Annotated in this window: 12 protein-coding genes; all 12 read left to right on the top strand. The window is 71.3% G+C overall.

The window, feature by feature from the left end; all coding sequences use genetic code 11:
* The first annotated feature begins 109 nt into the window (after positions 1 to 109).
* Positions 110 to 2,701, top strand: a complete 2,592-nt coding sequence (locus ABD327_RS35045) for a valine--tRNA ligase (protein WP_344457513.1) — start codon at positions 110 to 112, stop codon at positions 2,699 to 2,701.
* A gap of 368 nt (positions 2,702 to 3,069) precedes the next feature.
* A complete protein-coding gene (locus tag ABD327_RS35040; RefSeq protein WP_344458103.1) occupies positions 3,070 to 4,467 on the top strand; it encodes a bifunctional folylpolyglutamate synthase/dihydrofolate synthase in 1,398 nt (465 codons plus the stop codon).
* The gene (locus ABD327_RS35035; protein ID WP_344457511.1) at positions 4,467 to 4,784 is read left to right on the top strand and encodes a DUF4233 domain-containing protein; all 318 of its coding nucleotides are present in this window, start codon (positions 4,467 to 4,469) and stop codon (positions 4,782 to 4,784) included. The genes ABD327_RS35040 and ABD327_RS35035 overlap by 1 nt, the downstream gene beginning before the upstream one ends.
* 314 nt (positions 4,785 to 5,098) lie before the next feature.
* On the top strand, positions 5,099 to 5,512 hold the full coding sequence (ndk, locus tag ABD327_RS35030; protein ID WP_344457509.1) for a nucleoside-diphosphate kinase: 414 nt from the start codon (positions 5,099 to 5,101) through the stop codon (positions 5,510 to 5,512).
* A 247-nt stretch (positions 5,513 to 5,759) separates the two neighbouring features.
* Positions 5,760 to 6,797, top strand: coding sequence for a rod shape-determining protein (locus ABD327_RS35025; protein WP_425547283.1), 1,038 nt, complete (start codon positions 5,760 to 5,762; stop codon positions 6,795 to 6,797).
* Positions 6,797 to 7,696 carry a rod shape-determining protein MreC gene (gene mreC, locus ABD327_RS35020; protein WP_344457507.1) on the top strand — a complete coding sequence of 300 codons (900 nt, stop codon included), beginning with the start codon at positions 6,797 to 6,799 and terminating at the stop codon, positions 7,694 to 7,696. Before ABD327_RS35025 ends, mreC begins: the two co-directional genes overlap by 1 nt.
* A gap of 2 nt (positions 7,697 to 7,698) precedes the next feature.
* A complete protein-coding gene (gene mreD / locus ABD327_RS35015; protein ID WP_344457505.1) occupies positions 7,699 to 8,280 on the top strand; it encodes a rod shape-determining protein MreD in 582 nt (193 codons plus the stop codon).
* A complete protein-coding gene (gene mrdA / locus ABD327_RS35010) occupies positions 8,277 to 10,325 on the top strand; it encodes a penicillin-binding protein 2 (RefSeq protein WP_344457502.1) in 2,049 nt (682 codons plus the stop codon). The genes mreD and mrdA overlap by 4 nt, the downstream gene beginning before the upstream one ends.
* Positions 10,322 to 11,479 (top strand): rod shape-determining protein RodA, encoded by a 1,158-nt coding sequence (gene rodA / locus ABD327_RS35005; protein WP_344457500.1) that lies wholly within the window; start codon positions 10,322 to 10,324, stop codon positions 11,477 to 11,479. The genes mrdA and rodA overlap by 4 nt, the downstream gene beginning before the upstream one ends.
* A 63-nt stretch (positions 11,480 to 11,542) precedes the next feature.
* Positions 11,543 to 13,474, top strand: a complete 1,932-nt coding sequence (locus tag ABD327_RS35000; protein WP_344457497.1) for a TIGR03960 family B12-binding radical SAM protein — start codon at positions 11,543 to 11,545, stop codon at positions 13,472 to 13,474.
* Positions 13,475 to 13,719: 245 nt separating this feature from the next.
* Entirely contained in the window at positions 13,720 to 14,493 is a 774-nt protein-coding gene (locus ABD327_RS34995) for a TIGR03936 family radical SAM-associated protein (RefSeq protein WP_344457495.1), read from the top strand.
* A gap of 211 nt (positions 14,494 to 14,704) precedes the next feature.
* Positions 14,705 to 18,026, top strand: a 3,322-nt coding sequence (locus tag ABD327_RS34990) for an Rne/Rng family ribonuclease (RefSeq protein WP_344457492.1), incomplete at its 3' end; no start/stop codon positions are given.

The raw sequence follows: 18,026 nt of genomic DNA, 5'->3' as shown, positions 1-18,026 counted from the left end.
TTGCGATGGAAATGGGCAGAAGGATATTCTGTCCTATCTGCTGTTCCCTGTCTCTCGCTCTTCGGCTCCGGCCCGTGGCAAGGGTTGACAGCCCGTAGAATCGACCTCCGTGACCGAGTCCCAGTTGCCTACTCAGTACGCGCCCGCCGAGGTCGAGGGGAAGCTCTACGAGCGGTGGACCTCCGCCGGCCTGTTTGAGGCCGACCCCGACCGCGATCCCGGCGCCCCGTCGTACACGATCGTCATCCCGCCGCCCAACGTGACCGGCTCGCTGCACATGGGTCACGCCCTGGACCACTCCATCCAGGACACGCTGGTACGCCGCAGGCGCATGCAGGGATACGAGGCGTTGTGGCTGCCGGGCATGGACCACGCCGGCATCGCCACCCAGAACGTGGTCGAGCGCGAGCTCAAGAAGGAGGGCCTGACCCGCCACGACCTGGGCCGCGAGGCGTTCCAGGAGCGCGTGTGGCAGTGGAAGGCCGAGTCCGGCGGCCGGATCCTGGGCCAGATGAAGCGCCTGGGCGACAGCGTCGACTGGTCGCGTGAGCGCTTCACCATGGACGAGGGCCTCTCCCGCGCCGTCCTGACCATCTTCAAGCGCCTGTACGACGACGGCCTGATCTACCGCGCCGAGCGCATCATCAACTGGTGCCCGCGCTGCCTGACCGCGCTGTCGGACATCGAGGTCGAGCACTCCGACCGCGAGGGCGAGCTCGTCTCGATCCGCTACACCGACGACGTCACCGTGGCCACCACCCGGGCCGAGACGATGCTCGGCGACACCGCGGTGGCCGTCCACCCGTCCGACGAGCGCTACGCCCACCTGGTCGGCACCGAGATCGAGCTGCCGCTGACCGGCCGCCGCATCCCGGTCGTGGCCGACGAGCACGTCGACCCCGAGTTCGGCACCGGCGCGGTCAAGGTCACCCCCGCCCACGACCCGAACGACTTCGAGATCGGTCAGCGGCACGGCCTGCCGTCCCTGACCGTCCTGGACGAGCACGCGAAGGTCACGGCGCCCGGCCCGTTCCAGGGCATGGACCGCTACGAGGCCCGCGCCGCGGTGGTGGAGGCGCTGCGCGAGCAGGGCCGGATCGTCAAGGAGGTCCGCCCCTACGAGCACTCCGTCGGCCACTGCCAGCGCTGCCGGACGGTCGTCGAGCCGCGCGTGTCCCTGCAGTGGTTCGTCAGGGTCGAGCCGCTGGCCAAGGCCGCCGGCGACGCCGTCCGCGACGGCCGGGTCCAGATCCAGCCGCCGGAGCTGTCCTCCCGGTACTTCGCCTGGGTCGACAACATGCACGACTGGTGCATCTCCCGGCAGCTGTGGTGGGGCCACCGCATCCCCGTCTGGTACGGCCCCGACGGCGAGCAGCGGTGCTTCGGCCCCGGCGAGGAGGCGCCCGAGGGCTGGACCCAGGACACCGACGTCCTGGACACCTGGTTCTCCAGCGCGCTGTGGCCCTTCTCCACGCTCGGCTGGCCCGACGACACCCCCGACCTGCGGCGCTTCTACCCGACGTCCGTGCTGGTCACCGGCTACGACATCCTCTTCTTCTGGGTCGCCCGGATGATGATGTTCGGCCTGTACGCGATGGACGGCGTGGAGCCGTTCAAGGTCATCGCCCTGCACGGCATGGTCCGCGACCAGCACGGCAAGAAGATGTCGAAGTCCTTCGGCAACGTCGTCGACCCGCTGGACTGGATCGACCGCTACGGCGCGGACGCCACCCGGTTCACGCTGCTGCGCGGCGCCAACCCCGGCAGCGACGTCCCGGTCGCCGAGGACTGGGCGCAGGGCTCGCGCAACTTCTGCAACAAGCTGTGGAACGCCACCCGGTTCGCGCTGATGAACGGCGCGCACGTCAACGGGGAGCTCCCCGCCGGGCCGTCCGCCCTGTCCACCACGGACGCGTGGATCCTCTCCCGCCTGCAGACGGTCATCGCCGAGGTCGACGCCCACCTGGAGGGCTTCGACTTCGCCAAGGCGTGCGAGGCGCTGTACCACTTCGCCTGGGACGAGGTCTGCGACTGGTACCTCGAGCTGTCGAAGGTCCCGCTGGCCGAGGGCGGCGAGGTCGCCGAGACCACCCGCCGGGTGCTGGGCGAGGTGCTCGACACCGTGCTTCGCCTGCTGCACCCGATGGTCCCGTTCGTCACCGAGGAGCTGTGGACGGCCCTGACCGGCCGCGAGACGATTCTCCGCGCCGCGTGGCCGACGGCCGACGCCGCGCGCGCCGACGCCGCCGCCGAGGCCGCCGTCGTCTCGCTGCAGCGGCTGGTCACCGAGGTGCGCCGGTTCCGCTCCGACCAGGGCCTGAAGTCCGGCCAGCGGGTCACCGCCGCGCTGGAGCTGGACGGCAGCCCCCTGGCCGCCTACGAGGAGCAGATCCGTTCGCTGCTGAAGCTGACGGCTCCCGGCGAGTCCTTCACCGCCACCGCGTCCCTGCCGGTCGAGGGCGTCGTGGTGAGGCTGGACACCGCCGGCGCCATCGACGTGGCGGCCGAGCGCGCCCGGCTGGAGAAGGACCTGGCCGTCGCCCGCAAGGAGGTCGCCCAGACCTCCGGCAAGCTGGCCAACGCCGACTTCGTGGCCAAGGCGCCCGAGGCCGTCATCGGCAAGAACAGGGCCCGCCTGGAGGCCGCCCGGGCCGACATCACCCGCCTGGAGGCCCAGTTGGAGGCTCTGCCCTCCGCCTGAGCGCACGGGAACGGCCCGGTCTCCCTTCGAGGAGGCCGGGCCTTCTCCTTTTCCTCAGCCGGTTCTCATGCGGGCCTCAGCGGCGGTTCAGGGGGCGGAGGGAGGTTGAGGAGTGCAGGGCGCGGTTCCACCGCGTTGTTCCTCCAGTGAGATGAAGATGACCGAGCAGGAGCCGGAACGGGAGACCGAGGCGTCCGAACCGCGGGACGAGCGGGCTCCCACCGGACCGGCCCGGGTGACTGATGGAGAAGCGGGCCTCTTGCGGGAGGCCCCGCCGGAGGCGGGGGAGCGGCCTGAGGCGGCCGCCCCCGCTTCGCGGCCCCGGCCGGATCCGGGGTGTGCCGGGAGCGGGATAGCCTTCGGATGTGATGGATTATCGGACCGCCGTGGCCTCGATCATGGCACGGGGAGTCGAATGGGAGTTCGATCCCACCCTGGACCGCATACGGGACCTGCTGGACCTGCTCGGTGAGCCGCAGAGGGCCTGCCCGGTGATCCTGGTCGCGGGGACCAACGGCAAGTCGAGCGTGGCCCGCATGGTCGACGCGCTGCTCACCGAGCGGGGGCTTCGCGTCGGGCGGTTCACCAGCCCGCACCTGAGCGAGCTGCGCGAGCGCATCGCGATCGACGGCGAGCCGCTGGACGAGGAGCGCTTCGCCGAGGTCTACGCCGACATCGAGCCCTACCTGCAGATCATCGACGGCAAGCACCCGGTGCGCCTGTCGTTCTTCGAGACGCTGACCGCGATGGCCTACTCGGCGTTCGCGGACGCCCCGGTGGACGTCGCGGTCGTGGAGATCGGCATGGGCGGCGCCTGGGACGCCACCAACGTGGTGGACCCGGTGGTGTCGGTGGTCACCCCGATCGGCCTGGACCACACCGACTACCTCGGCGACACGCTGGAGGACATCGCCCACGAGAAGGCCGGGATCATCAAGCCCGGCACCGTCGCGGTGATCGCGCAGCAGGCGCCGGAGGCGGCCGAGGTGCTGCTGCGCCGGGCGGTGGAGACCGGCGCGCAGGTGGTCCGGGAGGGCATCGAGTTCGGGGTGCTCAACCGCGACGTGGCGCTGGGCGGCCAGCTGCTGAACCTGCGCGGCGTCCACGGAGCCTACGACGAGGTCTTCCTCCCGCTGTTCGGCGCGCACCAGGCCGCCAACGCCGCGGTCGCGCTCGCGGCCGTCGAGGCGTTCGCCAGCGGCGCCCCCACCAGCGCGGTCCTCGACGCCTCCGAGGTGACCAGGGGCGTCGTCTCCTCGGACTTCCTCACGTCCGAGGGCGAGGAGGGACGGCTGGACCCGGCGCTGGTCAGGGAGGGCTTCGCCAAGGTGTCCTCGCCCGGCCGGATGGAGGTCGTCCGCACCGGCCCCACCGTCATTCTGGACGCCGCGCACAACCCGGCGGGCATGGCGGCCTCGGCGCAGACGCTGAGCGAGTCCTTCGACTTCACCAGGCTCATCGGGGTGGTGGCGGTGGCGGCCGACAAGGACGTCACCGGCATGCTCGAGGAACTGGAGCCGGTCCTGGCCGAGGTGGTCGTGACCCGCAACTCGTCTCCGCGCGGCATGCCGGCGGAAGAACTGGCCGCGCTGGCCGCGGAGGTCTTCGGGCCCGAGCGGGTGCACCGGGCCGACCGGCTGGACGACGCGTTCGACCGGGCGGTCGCGCTGGCCGACGAGGCCGGGGAATACGGAGGTTCCGGGGTGGTCGTCACCGGGTCGGTCGTCACGGCGGGCGACGCACGAGTTCTGTTGAAGGTGAAGTGATGCGGCGTCTACTCGCCACGATCCTGGGCTGTGAAGCGCTCATTCTCGCGCTGGCGATTCCGGTGGCGATCTCGGTCGCGAAGGTGGACGCCGCGACGGCGGGGATCACCGGGGCGGTGCTGGTGGTCCTGGCCCTGCTCCTGGCGGGAACGCTGGGCCGGTCCTGGGGCGTCCCGGTGGCGACCGCATTCCAGGTGCTCGTGCTCGCGCTCGGTTTCTTCGTGCCGACCATGTTCATCCTCGGCTTCATCTTCAGCGCGCTGTGGGCTTATGGCATTTGGCTGGGTCTGAAGGTGGAAGGGCGCCAGAACCACTAGGTTCTTCCCCGGCCGCCTTTTCTTCCCGGATTCTGACTCTTAGAAAACGGATATTGCAGATATTTGCGATATCCCTCCTTGGAACGCCTCCGGGCGGACCACGGGCTCCGGCCCGGCGGGCGGTCCTCGTCGAGGAAGGACGCGGGGGCCGCGGCCGTTCGCCGCCGGTGCGGGAGCCGCGTCCGCGGGGCGCCGCGCACCGCGCGTGCGCCCGCGCGGGCACTTCCGGCGCCGTGCCACGGCGCCGGGACGCGATCGGGGAAGATAGGCTCTCCAGGGCATTCAACTAGTCGAATCCTCTGGAGAGCACAGTCGTGTCCGAGCGCACTCTGATCCTGGTCAAGCCCGACGGCGTACGCAAGGGCGTCGTCGGCGAGGTCGTCGCACGCATCGAGCGCAAGGGCCTGAAGCTGGTCGCCCTGGAGCTGCGCACCCTGGGCCGCGAGGTGGCCGAGGAGCACTACGCCGAGCACCGGGAGCGCCCGTTCTTCGGCGAGCTCGTCGAGTTCATCACCGGCGGTCCCCTGGTCGCCCTGGTCGCCGAGGGCCCGCACGCCATCAAGGCCTTCCGCGGCCTGGCCGGCGCCACCAACCCGGTCGAGGCCGGTCCCGGCACCATCCGCGGGGACTTCGCCCTGGAGATCGGCGAGAACATCGTCCACGGCTCCGACTCGCCCGAGTCCGCCGCGCGCGAGATCAAGATCTTCTTCCCCGAGCTCGGGGCCTGATCGACGCCTGATCCGGTCGTACCGGCAGCACAGCCGCACCGCGCGCCGTATGATCGGCGCGCGGTGCGGCTGTGTTTCACGGACCGGCGGTCGTTTTGCTGGAAACTGAACGTCGGCCGGACGTATTTTCGCGTAAGCGCACCCCGTTGGCGGCTGCCATGGGAGTCAATATCGCGTTACGATGAATCACGCCGCTTCGATCGTCATCTCTGGTGACACCGCCAGCAGGAAGGGCCCCCTTTTCTCCATGGGTAACAAGTTGTCGTTCCTCGGTCGTGACATGGCGGTTGATCTGGGCACCGCCAACACCCTCGTTTATGTGCGGGGGCGCGGGATCGTGTTGAACGAGCCTTCGGTGGTCGCCATCAACACCCACACGAACAAGATCGTCGCGGTGGGGATCGACGCCAAGCGCATGATCGGCCGAACGCCCGGCAACATCGTCGCGGTCCGGCCGCTGAAGGACGGCGTCATCGCCGACTTCGAGGTCACCGAGCGGATGCTGCGCTACTTCATCCAGAAGGTGCACAAGCGCCGGCACTTCGCCAAGCCGCGCATCGTCGTCGCGGTGCCCTCGGGCATCACGGGCGTCGAGCAGCGCGCGGTGAAGGAGGCCGGATACCAGGCGGGGGCCCGCCGGGTCTTCATCATCGAGGAGCCGATGGCCGCGGCGATCGGCTCGGGCCTGCCGGTGCACGAGCCGACCGGCAACATGGTCGTGGACATAGGCGGCGGCACCACCGAGGTCGCCATCATCTCCCTCGGCGGCATCGTCACCAGCCAGTCGGTGCGGGTCGGCGGCGACGAGCTCGACCAGGCCGTCATCACCTTCGCCAAGAAGGAGTACTCGCTCATGCTGGGCGAGCGCACCGCGGAGGAGATCAAGATCGCCATCGGCAGCGCCTATCCGGCGAGCGACGGCGAGGAGCCGAACGCCGAGATCCGCGGCCGAGACCTGGTCTCCGGCCTGCCCAAGACCGTCGTCATCTCCGCCGAGGAGGTGCGCCGCGCCATCGAGGAGCCGGTCGCCACCATCGTCGACGCGGTCAAGACGACCCTGGACAAGTGCCCGCCGGAGCTGTCCGGCGACATCATGGACCGGGGCATCGCGCTCACCGGCGGCGGCGCCCTGCTCAAGGGCCTGGACGAGCGGGTCCGCGAGGAGACCGGCATGCCCATCCACATGGTCGACAATCCGCTCGACTCCGTGGTCCTGGGCACCGGCAAGTGCGTCGAGGACTTCGAGTCGCTGCGTCAGGTCCTGGTGCCCGAGCCGCGTCACTGATGCGAGACAGCCGACGGACCCGTCTGGTGCTGGGCTTCCTGCTCTTCACCTCACTGGTCCTGATCACCGTGGACTACCAGGGCGGGGAGAACTCCCCGCTGCGCGGGCTGCGAGGCGTGGGCGCGGCGGTGTTCGGCCCGCTGGAACGTGTCGCCTCCAGCGTCGTGCGCCCCGTGGGCAACACCTTCGACGCCCTGCGCGACGCGCCCGGCCAGCGGCGGCGCGCCGAGGACCTGCTGCGCGAGAACCAGCGCCTGCGCGAACGGCTCCGGTCGGGCACCATCGACAAGGACCGCGCCGCGCAGCTGGAGCGGCTGCTGGGCAGCGCCGGGCTGGGCGGCTACAAGATCGTGGCGGCGAACGTCATCTCGGCCGGTCAGGGGTACGAGGACACCGTCACCATCGACGCGGGCACCCTCAGCGGAGTCAAACCCGAGATGACGGTCATGACCGGTGACGGGCTGGTCGGCCGGGTCACCAGGGCCGGACCCGCCACCGCGACCGTCCTGCTGGCCACCGACGCCTCCTCCACCGTGGGCGCGCGGCTGGAGGACTCCAAGGAGATCGGCGTCATCAAGGGAGAGGGAAGGCGCGGCCTCGGCGTCGGAGCCACCCCGCTGCGGCTGCAGCTCTTCTCCGCCGACGCGGCGCTGACCGTCGGCCAGAGGGTGGTGACGCTCGGATCGCAGGGCGACCGCCCGTACGTGCCCGGCGTGCCGATCGGCACGGTGGAGCGGATAGAGAAGACCCCCGGGTCCCTCACCCGCACCGCGCTGATCCGCCCCTACGTCATGTTCACCCGGCTGGACGTCGTCGGCGTGGTGGTCGCTCCGCCCCAACGCGACCCGCACGACTCGGTCCTGCCGCCCAAGCCTTCTGCGAGCCCGTCGGGGAGCTAGCCGTGCTGAACTCGGTCGAAGAGGTCAGGGGCGGTTCGTTCCGCTCCTTCCTCGTCATCGTCGTGGCGATCCTGTTCCAGGTCGCGGTGGCCAACCGGCTTCCGCTGCCCGGTTCGGTGACCCCCGACTTCGTCATGCTCACCGTGGTGGCGCTGGCGCTGTTCAGGGGCGAGACGGTGGGCATGGTCTCCGGGTTCTTCGCGGGCCTGGCCACCGACCTGGTGCCGCCCGCCGACCACACCATCGGCATGTACGCGCTGGTGTACTGCCTCGTCGGCTACCTGGCGGGGCTGGCCAGCCCGGAGATGGACCGTTCGCAGACCCTGCCGTTCATGGCGGTCGCGGTCGGCGCGCTGGTGGGCAACCTCGCCTACGCGCTGGTCGGGATGATGCTCGGCGATCCGCGCGCGGACTGGTCCATCGTCTCGCGGATGGTGCCGATCGCCGTCCTGTACAACGTGCTGGCCAGCCCGTTCGTGGTCTGGGCGGTACTGAGGGTGTCACGCAACAACGAACGGCTGGAGCCGCGCGGCGGGCTCAGCGTCCCCGGCTACGCGGCGAGGCTCGGCAGGCAGCAGCGGTGAACCCACGCACTCACTCCCGTCTCCTGGTGCTCCACGTCATGGTGGGGGCCCTGCTGCTGGTGCTGCTCGGCCGCATGTGGGTCCTCCAGGTGGCGCAGGGCGAGCACTACAAGGCGATCGCCGCCAACAACCGCACCCGCGACATCGTCGTCCCGGCCGTCCGGGGCTCGATCCTCGACGACATGGGCCGTCCGCTGGTCCGCAACCGCACCGCGCTGGTCGTCTCGGTCGACAAGACCGTGCTGTCCCGGCAGGAGGACCAGGGCGAGGCCGTGCTCGGCAGGCTGGCCGAGGTGCTGAGCACCACCCGGGAGGAGCTGGAGCTCAAGACCCGGCTGTGCTCGCCGACGGTGCCCCGGCCCTGCTGGCCCGGCTCGCCCTACCAGCCGATCCCGGTGGACGACCGGGTGAGCGCCAAGGAGGGGCTGCAGATCCTGGAGCGGCCGGAGGACTTCGACGGCGTCATCGCCCAGGTCCAGGCCGTCCGGGAGTACCCGAACCCGGAGGGGGCCAGCGCCGCGCAGGCGCTGGGCTACCTCCAGCCGATCACCCAGGGGGAGCTCGACAAGCGCGAAGGGCTGAAGGTCACCGGCTACAGCGGGGTCGACCTCATCGGCCGGGACGGGCTGGAGGCCACCTACGACACCGACCTGCGCGGCGAGCCGGGCGTCCGGCGGGTGAACGTGGACGCCAAGGGCCGGGTCACCGGCGTCGCCAGCGAGACCGAGGCCGTCCCGGGCGCGCACCTGGTCACCAACCTGGACGCCAAGGTGCAGGCCGCGGTCGAGGAATCGCTCGCCGAGCAGGTCAAGGCGGTGAAGAAGGCGGGCGGCGACCCGGCGGCCGCGGGCGTCGTCCTGGAGGTCGAGACCGGCAAGGTCGTCGCGCTGGCCAGCTACCCGACCTACGATCCGACGGTGTGGACCGGCGGCATCTCCCAGGAGGAGTACGACAGGCTGCTGGGCCCCAAGCGGGGCGAGCCGCTGATCTCCCGGGCCATCGCCGGCCAGTTCCCGCCCGGCTCGACCTTCAAGATCTCCTCGCTGGCCGCGGCGGTGGCCGACGGCTACTCGCTGAAGGGCATCTACCCCTGCCCCGGCTCCTACAACGTGGGCAGCCGCGCGTTCACCAACTTCCGGAGCACGCCCTATCCTCCGATGAACCTGCACCGGGCGATCGTGGTGTCCTGCGACACGATCTTCTACAAGTTCGCCTACGAGCAGTGGATCCGCGACGGTTCGACCAAGCCGGTGAAGGACCCCAAGGACCCCATGATCAAGATGGCCCGGGTGTTCGGCTTCGGCGCCAGGACCGGGATCGACCTGCCCGGCGAGGTCCCCGGCCGCATCCCCGACCGGGCCTGGAAGCAGAGCTACTGGGAGAGCACCAAGGACAACGACTGCAAGCGCGCCAAGACCGGCTACCCCGAGATCAAGAACTCCTCCCACGCGGCCTACCTGACGGCCATCGCCAAGGAGAACTGCCTCGAGGGCAACATGTGGCGCGCCGGCGACGCCGCGAACCTCTCGGTCGGCCAGGGCAACGTGCTGGTCACCCCGCTGCAGCTGGCCCGCGCCTACGCGGCCATCGCCAACGGCGGCACCCTGGTGGTCCCGCAGGTGGCCAAGGCGGTCGTCCGCCCCGACGGCACCGTGGCGCGCGAGATCAAGCCGGCCCAGGGCACGAAGCTGCAGGTCGACAGGAAGACCATCGAGTACATGCGGAACGCCCTGGCCGCCGTCACGACGGAGGGCACCGCGGCGGGCGCCTTCAACGGCTTCCCGTCGGACAAGGTGCACGTGGCCGGAAAGACGGGCACCGCCGAGGCGTACGGCTACAAGGACACCGCCTGGTTCGCCTCCTTCGCTCCGGCCAAGAACTCCAAGTACGCGGTGGTCGTCATGATCACTGACGCCGGCACGGGCGGCAGCTACGCGGCCCCGGCCGTCCGGAAGATCTACGAGGCGATCTACGGGTTCAACAAGCGGCCCGCCGCGCTCGAGAACGGCGAGGTGCCCACCCGACTGCCGAAGGTGAGCCAGTGACCACGTTGAACGAACGACGGGCCTGGCCCGGCCGGGCCGTGCGCCGCGACTCGGTGCTGCGCAGGCTGGACTGGGGCCTGGTGCTGCCCGTCGTGGCGCTGGGCGTGATCAGCGCGCTGATGGTCTACTCGGCGACCCGGGCGGGCCACCGCGGCGACCCCGAGGCGTTCCTCAAGAAGCACCTGCTCAACCTGGGCATCGGGGCGGTCCTGTACACCGTCGTGGCGTCCTTCGACTACCGGCTGCTGCGCGCCTACGCCCCGATCCTCTACGGGCTCTCGCTCATCGGCCTCATCGCGGTCCTGACGCCCCTGGGCGAGACGATCAACGGCTCCCACTCCTGGATCGTGATCGGCGGCGGCTTCCAGGTGCAGCCGTCGGAGTTCGCCAAGGTCGGCCTGGTCGTCCTGCTGGCGATGATCCTGGCCGAGCCCAGGGACGGCGAGGTCGGCCCCGGCCGCAAGGACATCCTGGTCGCGCTGGCGCTGGCCGGGGTGCCCGCGGCGCTGATCATGCTCCAGCCCGACCTGGGCACCACGATGGTGCTGTGCGCCATCCTCATGGGCATGCTGGCGATCTCCGGGGTCGCCAAGCGCTGGACCCTCGGGCTGGTGCTGGCGGGGGTGGGCACCGCTGTCGCGGCCGTGGCGCTGGGACTGCTGGAGGACTACCAGATCGCCCGGTTCACCGCTTTCGTCGACCCCACCGCCGACCCCAGGGGCGCCGGGTACAACGCCAACCAGGCCAAGATCGCGGTCGGTTCCGGCGGGCTGCTGGGCAAGGGGCTCTTCCAGGGCGAGCAGACCACCGGCCAGTTCGTGCCCGAGCAGCAGACGGACTTCATCTTCACCGTCGCGGGGGAGGAACTGGGCTTCCTCGGCTCGCTCGTGATCGTCGTGCTGATCGGCGTGATCCTCTACCGGGGCCTGCGGATCGCCGTCCACGCCAGCGACCAGTTCGGTACCCTGGTGGCGGCCGGAGTGGTGTGCTGGCTGGGCTTCCAGACCTTCGAGAACATCGGGATGTGCCTGGGGATCATGCCCATCACCGGCCTTCCGCTGCCACTGGTCTCCTACGGCGGTTCCGCCACCTTCGCCACGATGATCGCCTTCGGCCTGCTCCAGGGAGTGCACTCCCGGGGCCGGAGCCTGTGAGCGGCGGTACCCTGAGGGATTGACCTGGGACTCCGTTCCCGCAAGCCACCTGGAAGGTATGACATGCCTGTTGAGTCGGTGTTCCCCCGGCTGGAACCGCTGCTGCCGTCGGTGCAGAAGCCGATCCAGTACGTCGGCGGAGAGCTGAACTCCCAGGTCAAGGACTGGGACTCCGCCGAAGTGCGCTGGGCGCTGATGTACCCGGACGCCTACGAGGTCGGCCTGCCCAACCAGGGCGTCCAGATCCTCTACGAGGTGCTGAACGAGCGCGAGGGGGTGCTGGCCGAGCGCACCTACTCGGTCTGGCCCGACCTCGAGGCGATCATGCGGGAGCACGGGATCCCGCAGTTCACCGTGGACGGGCACCGGCCCGTCGGCGCCTTCGACATCCTGGGCGTCTCCTTCTCCACCGAGCTGGGCTACACCAACCTGCTCACCGCCCTCGACCTGGCCGGCCTGCCGCTGCACGCCGTCGACCGGCGCGAGGAGGACCCGATCGTCCTGGCGGGCGGGCACGCGGCCTTCAACCCCGAGCCGATCGCCGACTTCGTCGACGCCGCGGTGCTGGGCGACGGCGAGGAGATCGTCCTGAAGATCACCGAGGTGATCCGGGAGTGGAAGCGCGAGGGGCGCCCCGAGGGCCGCGACGGCCTGCTGCACCGCCTGGCGGTGTCCGGCGGCGTCTACGTGCCCAAGTTCTACGACGTCTCCTACCTGCCCGACGGGCGGATCCAGCGGGTCGCGCCCAACCGTCCCGGCGTGCCGTGGCAGATCGTCAAGCACACCGTGATGGACCTCGACGCCTGGCCCTACCCCAAGACCCCGCTGGTGCCGCTGGCCGAGACGGTCCACGAGCGCTTCTCCGTGGAGATCTTCCGGGGCTGCACCCGCGGCTGCCGGTTCTGCCAGGCGGGCATGATCACCCGCCCGGTGCGGGAACGGTCGATCACCACCGTCGGCGAGATGGTCCAGCAGGGCCTCAAGGCGTCCGGCTTCAACGAGGTCGGCCTGCTGTCGCTGTCCTCGGCCGACCACAGCGAGATCGGCGACATGGCCAAGGGCCTGGCCGACCAGTACGAGGGCACCCAGACGTCGCTGTCCCTGCCGTCCACCCGCGTGGACGCCTTCAACATCACCCTGGCCAACGAGTTCTCCCGCAACGGGCGGCGCTCCGGGCTGACGTTCGCGCCCGAGGGCGGCTCCGAGCGCATGCGCAAGGTGATCAACAAGATGGTGTCGGAGGACGACCTCATCCGCACCGTCACCACCGCCTACGAGAACGGCTGGCGGCAGGTCAAGCTCTACTTCATGTGCGGTCTCCCCACCGAGGAGGACCAGGACGTCATGGAGATCGCCGGCATGGCCCGGCGGGTCATCCAGGCGGGCCGCGACGCCACCGGCAGCCGCGACATCCGCTGCACCGTCTCCATCGGCGGGTTCGTGCCCAAGCCGCACACCCCGTTCCAGTGGGCGGCCCAGGCCGACCACGAGACCGTCGACCGGCGGCTGCGCGCGCTGCGCGACGAACTGCGCCAGGACAAGCAGTACGGCCGGGCCATCGGCCTGCGCTACCACGACGGCAAGCCCTCGATCATCGAGGGCCTGCTCTCCCGCGGCGACCGCAGGGTCGGTGCGGTGATCCAGAAGGTCTGGGAGGACGGCGGCCGGTTCGACGGCTGGTCGGAGCACTTCTCCTACGAGCGCTGGACGGCGGGGGCCGAGAAGGCCTTCGCCGGCCTGCAGGTCGACGTGGACTGGTACACCACCCGCGAGCGCGAGGAGGTGGAGGTCCTGCCCTGGGACCACCTGGACGCCGGCCTCGACCGAGAATGGCTCTGGCAGGACTGGCAGGAGGCCGTCGACGGCGGCGCCGAGGTCGAGGACTGCCGCTGGACGCCGTGCTACGACTGCGGCGTCTGCCCCTCCATGGGGACGGAGATCCAGATCGGTCCCACGGGGAAGAAACTTCTTCCGCTGACGGTGGTGAACGGTTGAGGACCTTCCCCCACGGGAAGGGCCAGACGAAGTGAACGCGGTTCGGTCGACGCCGGACACACGGGCCCGTCGAAGACGTTGAACCGCGTAAACGCAGTCTGACAAGGGGTGCGGGTCGGGGGGACCGCCGCGCTGGCCCCAGTTGGGTCGCGCGCACCGTACCCTAGGGGCAGATACTTGCTCGGACGACGGTCCCCGGACCGCCGTGAGAGACCTTGAGTAGGAAGGACAGACCACTGGCCCCCATGCCGGACGGTCCAGCACCGGCCCCGGTGATCCAGAAGCTGCGAGTCCGCTATTCCAAGCGCGGCCGCCTCAGGTTCACCAGCCACCGTGACATCTCCCGGGCCGTGGAACGCGCAGTGAGGCGCGCCGGGATCCCTGTCGCGTTCAGTGCCGGATTCACTCCGCACCCGAAGATCTCTTACGCGGGTGCGGCGGCCACCGGGACGGCCAGCGAGGCGGAATACCTCGAGATCGGGCTCACCGAGACCCGCGACCCTGAGCGGGTGCGAGCAGACCTCGACGCGGCGCTCCCCGACGGCATCGACGTCATCGACGTCGTGCCGGCCCGGGCGGGCACGGCTCTGGCCGACCGCCTCGAGGCGTCCGAGTGGCTCCTGCGGCTGGACGGTGTCCCCTCGGACACCGCCGCTTCGGCCGTAGCCGCCTTTCTCGGCTCCGAACTGATCGAGGTGGAACGCCTCACCAAAAAGGGACGGCGCAGGTTCGACACGAGGAGCGCGGTCGTCGCGCTGACGGTCGAGCCTTCGGACGCCGCTCCCAGTGCGGTTTTGCGCATGGTCGTACGGCACGCGATACCCGCCGTTCGACCGGACGACGTCCTCACCGGGCTTCGTCAGGTGGCCGACCTGGCGCCGCCGTCACCACCCCTGGTGACGCGGCTGGCGCAGGGGCCGCTGGACGGGCACGGAGTGATCGCGGACCCGCTCGATCCCGACCGTGACCCGGAGGTCACGACCGGAGCGGGCACCGGGCAGGACGCCGTCGGTGCCTGACCGGGACACCGCCGCCCGCGCACGGGCGGCGGCTCCCAGGGAACGGTCGGGCACACCCTCGTGAGCCGAAACGGCTCTGAAGACTTCGTCGCGGCCCGGCCGCGACGCCGACAGAACGGAGCGCTCCTGTGCGGCGCACTTTGAGCCCCGCCCGCGGCAGTGCCGCAGGCGTCCTCGGTGCTGCCCGGGAGCCTGACGGGAGACTGCCCGAATGCTCGACAACGAGAACGAACCCAACGCAGATGTGACGGAGGAGACCGCCGACGCCCGGGCCATCGCAGCCGGGCGCCGCAGGGCGGCCCGGCCGGCGGGCCCGCCGCCCGAACCCGAGGACGAGCCCGCGCCCGCGGTGATCACGGTCCCCGCGTCGGCGGTCCCGGCGGCCCCTGAGACCCAGGTGCCCGAGGAGGCCGCCGAGGTCCTCGAGACCGCGGAGGTCCCCGAGGCCGTCGAGGTCCCCGAGGCCGCGGAGGCCGCCGGGTCCGAGCCGCCTCTCCAGGCCGCGCCGGCCGTCACGCCGGTGCGCAAGGAGCGGCGTGCCGCGCGTCCCGCGGGCCCGCCGCCCGAGGACGACGGGGTGCCCGCCGTGATCACGGTGAGCGAGGCGCCGGCGCGTCCCGCCGTCGCCGAGCCCGCCGCCGCGTCGGCCCCCGCCGAGGCGCCCGCCGTGGTGAAGGTGCGCAAGGAGCGGCGTGCCGCGCGTCCCGCGGGCCCGCCGCCCGAGGACGACGACGCCGAGGACGCCGCCGAGCTCGGCCCCGACACCGAACTCGCCGAGCCGGTCGAGGACCTGGCCGAGGTGACCGGTGAGGCCGAGGCCGTGCTGGAGGCCGCCGCGGTGCTGGAGCAGCCCGCCAAGCGCGCCAGGACCCGCAGGCGCAAGCCCGCCGAGGTCGAGGCCGCGTCCGTGGAGGCCGCACCCGCGGAGGCCGTGGAGGCCGCACCCGCTACTTCTGCCGAGCCCGCCCCGCAGGCCGCTGAGGAGCCCGCTGAGGCTCCGGCGGCCGTGGAGCCCGTCGAGGCCGCACAGACCGAGCAGCCCGCGGCCGTGGAGCCCAAGAGGACCCGCAGGCGGACCGCCCGCAAGGCCGAGCCGGCCGCCGAGGCCGTTCGGGAGGACGAGCAGGCCTCCGCGGAGCAGCCCGTCCCGCTGGTCGCCGACCCGTTCTCCGCCCCGTTCGGGCCGCCTTTCGCCACCCCCTTCTCCCCGCCGGCCGAGACCGCCGCCGTGCCTGAGACCGCTCCCGCGGCCGAGGCCGAGCCCGCCGGGGCTCCGGACGTGCTGTTCCAGCCGCCGATGGTGGTGTTCCAGCCGCCCACGGTCGTCGAGCCCAAGCCCGTCCAGGCCAGGCCCGCCCAGACCACGCCCGCTCCGTTCGCCGGGCAGCAGCCCTCGGCGGAGCCGGTCGAGGAGGCGGAGGAGCCCGAGGAGGAGCCCGAGGGCACGGAGGAGGACGAGTCCGAGGACCTGGAGCGGCCCAGCCGCCGCCGGCGCCGCAGGGGCGGCAGGGGCAGGGGCCGGGGCCGGGACGAGTCCGAGGACGAGGGCGCCGAGGAGGCCGGAGAGGCCGCCGAGACCGACAAGCCCGCCGAGGAGTCCGCCGAACAGGCGGGCGAGTCCGAGGAGGACGAGGAGCGGGAGGAGTCCGACGAGTCCGAGGACGAGGGAGTCTCCTCCACCCGCCGCCGGCGCCGTCGGCGCCGCCGCTCGGGCGGGGGCGAGGACGAGCCGCAGCCCGACGACCCGCCGAACACCGTGGTGCGGGTGCGCGCGCCCCGGGTCACCCGGATCGAGGACGAGGTCCAGGCGGTGCGAGGCTCCACCCGGCTGGAGGCCAAGAAGCAGCGCCGCCGCGAGGGCCGCGAGCACGGCCGCCGCCGTCCGCCGATCATCACCGAGTCGGAGTTCCTGGCCCGGCGCGAGTCGGTCGAGCGGGTCATGGTGGTGCGCCAGCAGGGCGAGCGCACCCAGATCGGCGTGCTGGAGGACGGCGTCCTCGTCGAGCACTACGTGGACCGCGCCAGCCACCAGTCCTACGTCGGCAACGTCTACCTGGGCAAGGTCCAGAACGTGCTGCCGTCGATGGAGGCGGCGTTCGTCGACATCGGCAAGGGCCGCAACGCCGTGCTGTACGCGGGCGAGGTCAACTGGGACGTGGCGGGCCTGGTGGGCCAGCCGCGCCGGATCGAGTCGGCGCTCAAGTCCGGCCAGTCGGTGCTGGTGCAGGTCACCAAGGACCCGCTGGGCCACAAGGGCGCCAGGCTGACCAGCCAGGTCTCGCTGCCCGGCCGCTACCTGGTGTACGTGCCGGACGGCTCGATGACCGGCATCAGCCGCAAGCTCCCGGACGCCGAGCGCTCCAGGCTCAAGTCGATCCTGCGCCGGATCATGCCGGAGAACGCGGGCGTCATCGTGCGCACCGCGGCCGAGGGCGCCTCGGAGGAGGAGCTGGCCGGCGACGTCAACCGGCTGGCGGCCCAGTGGGAGCAGATCCAGAAGCAGATGAAGACGGCGACCGCGCCGTCGCTGCTGCACGGTGAGCCGGACATGACCGTCCGGGTCATCCGCGACATCTTCAACGAGGACTTCGTCAACCTGGTCGTGTCCGGGGACGAGATCTGGGACCAGGTCCAGGACTACGTGCACGGGGTCGCCCCGCACCTGGAGGACCGGACCGAGAAGTGGGACGGCGAGGCCGACGTCTTCTCGCACTACCGGATCGACGAGCAGCTGGCCAAGGCGCTGGAGCGCAAGGTGTGGCTGCCCTCGGGCGGCTCGCTGGTCATCGACCGCACCGAGGCGATGACCGTCGTGGACGTCAACACCGGGAAGTTCACCGGGCAGGGCGGCAACCTCGAGGAGACCGTCACCCGCAACAACCTGGAGGCGGCCGAGGAGATCGTGCGCCAGCTGCGGCTGCGCGACCTCGGCGGCATCATCGTGGTCGACTTCATCGACATGGTGCTGGAGTCCAACCGGGACCTGGTGCTGCGCCGCCTGCTGGAGTGCCTGGCCCGCGACCGCACCAAGCACCAGGTCGCCGAGGTCACCAGCCTCGGCCTGGTGCAGATGACCCGCAAGCGCGTCGGCAGCGGCCTGCTCGAGGTCTTCTCCGAGGTCTGCGAGTGCTGCAACGGGCGCGGTATCCACGTCCAGCTCACTCCGGTGGACGAGGGCAAGCCCGAGGTCGCGGCGGCCCAGGGCGGTCGCAAGCGCAAGCGCAAGGGCGAGATCGAGCGGGTCGTGGAGGCCAAGCTCACCCGGCAGGAGGCCAAGCCCGCCGCCGAGGTCGCGGAGAGCCAGGCGCCGGTCGTCGTCTCCGTCGCCGAACTGCCCGCCGTCGAGCCCCAGCCCGCCAAGCCGCGGCGTGCCCGCCGCACCCGCCCGGCCGGCCCGCCCCCCGAGGAGTTCGAGGACATCGGCACCGTCGCCCTCACCCTCGACAACGGCGACACCGTCCGCGTGGAGGCCGTGGTGGGCAACGGCGACACCGCCGCCGAGGGCGAGCAGCTCACGGTGGAGGCGGGGGGCG

The sequence above is a fragment of the Actinocorallia aurantiaca genome (assembly GCF_039533685.1).
GTDB lineage: Bacteria > Actinomycetota > Actinomycetes > Streptosporangiales > Streptosporangiaceae > Actinocorallia > Actinocorallia aurantiaca.
This window is presented reverse-complemented; position numbering and strand designations above follow the sequence as displayed.

What these genes read in the sequence shown, in the direction of transcription:
- ABD327_RS34995 (WP_344457495.1), top strand. Translation starts at nt 13,720, where the DNA reads ATGCCGGACGGTCCAGCACCGGCCCCGGTGATCCAGAAGCTGCGAGTC.
- mreC (WP_344457507.1), top strand. Translation starts at nt 6,797, where the DNA reads ATGCGAGACAGCCGACGGACCCGTCTGGTGCTGGGCTTCCTGCTCTTC.
- ABD327_RS35000 (WP_344457497.1), top strand. Translation starts at nt 11,543, where the DNA reads ATGCCTGTTGAGTCGGTGTTCCCCCGGCTGGAACCGCTGCTGCCGTCG.
- ABD327_RS35025 (WP_425547283.1), top strand. Translation starts at nt 5,760, where the DNA reads ATGGGTAACAAGTTGTCGTTCCTCGGTCGTGACATGGCGGTTGATCTG.
- ABD327_RS35040 (WP_344458103.1), top strand. Translation starts at nt 3,070, where the DNA reads ATGGATTATCGGACCGCCGTGGCCTCGATCATGGCACGGGGAGTCGAA.
- ABD327_RS35035 (WP_344457511.1), top strand. Translation starts at nt 4,467, where the DNA reads ATGCGGCGTCTACTCGCCACGATCCTGGGCTGTGAAGCGCTCATTCTC.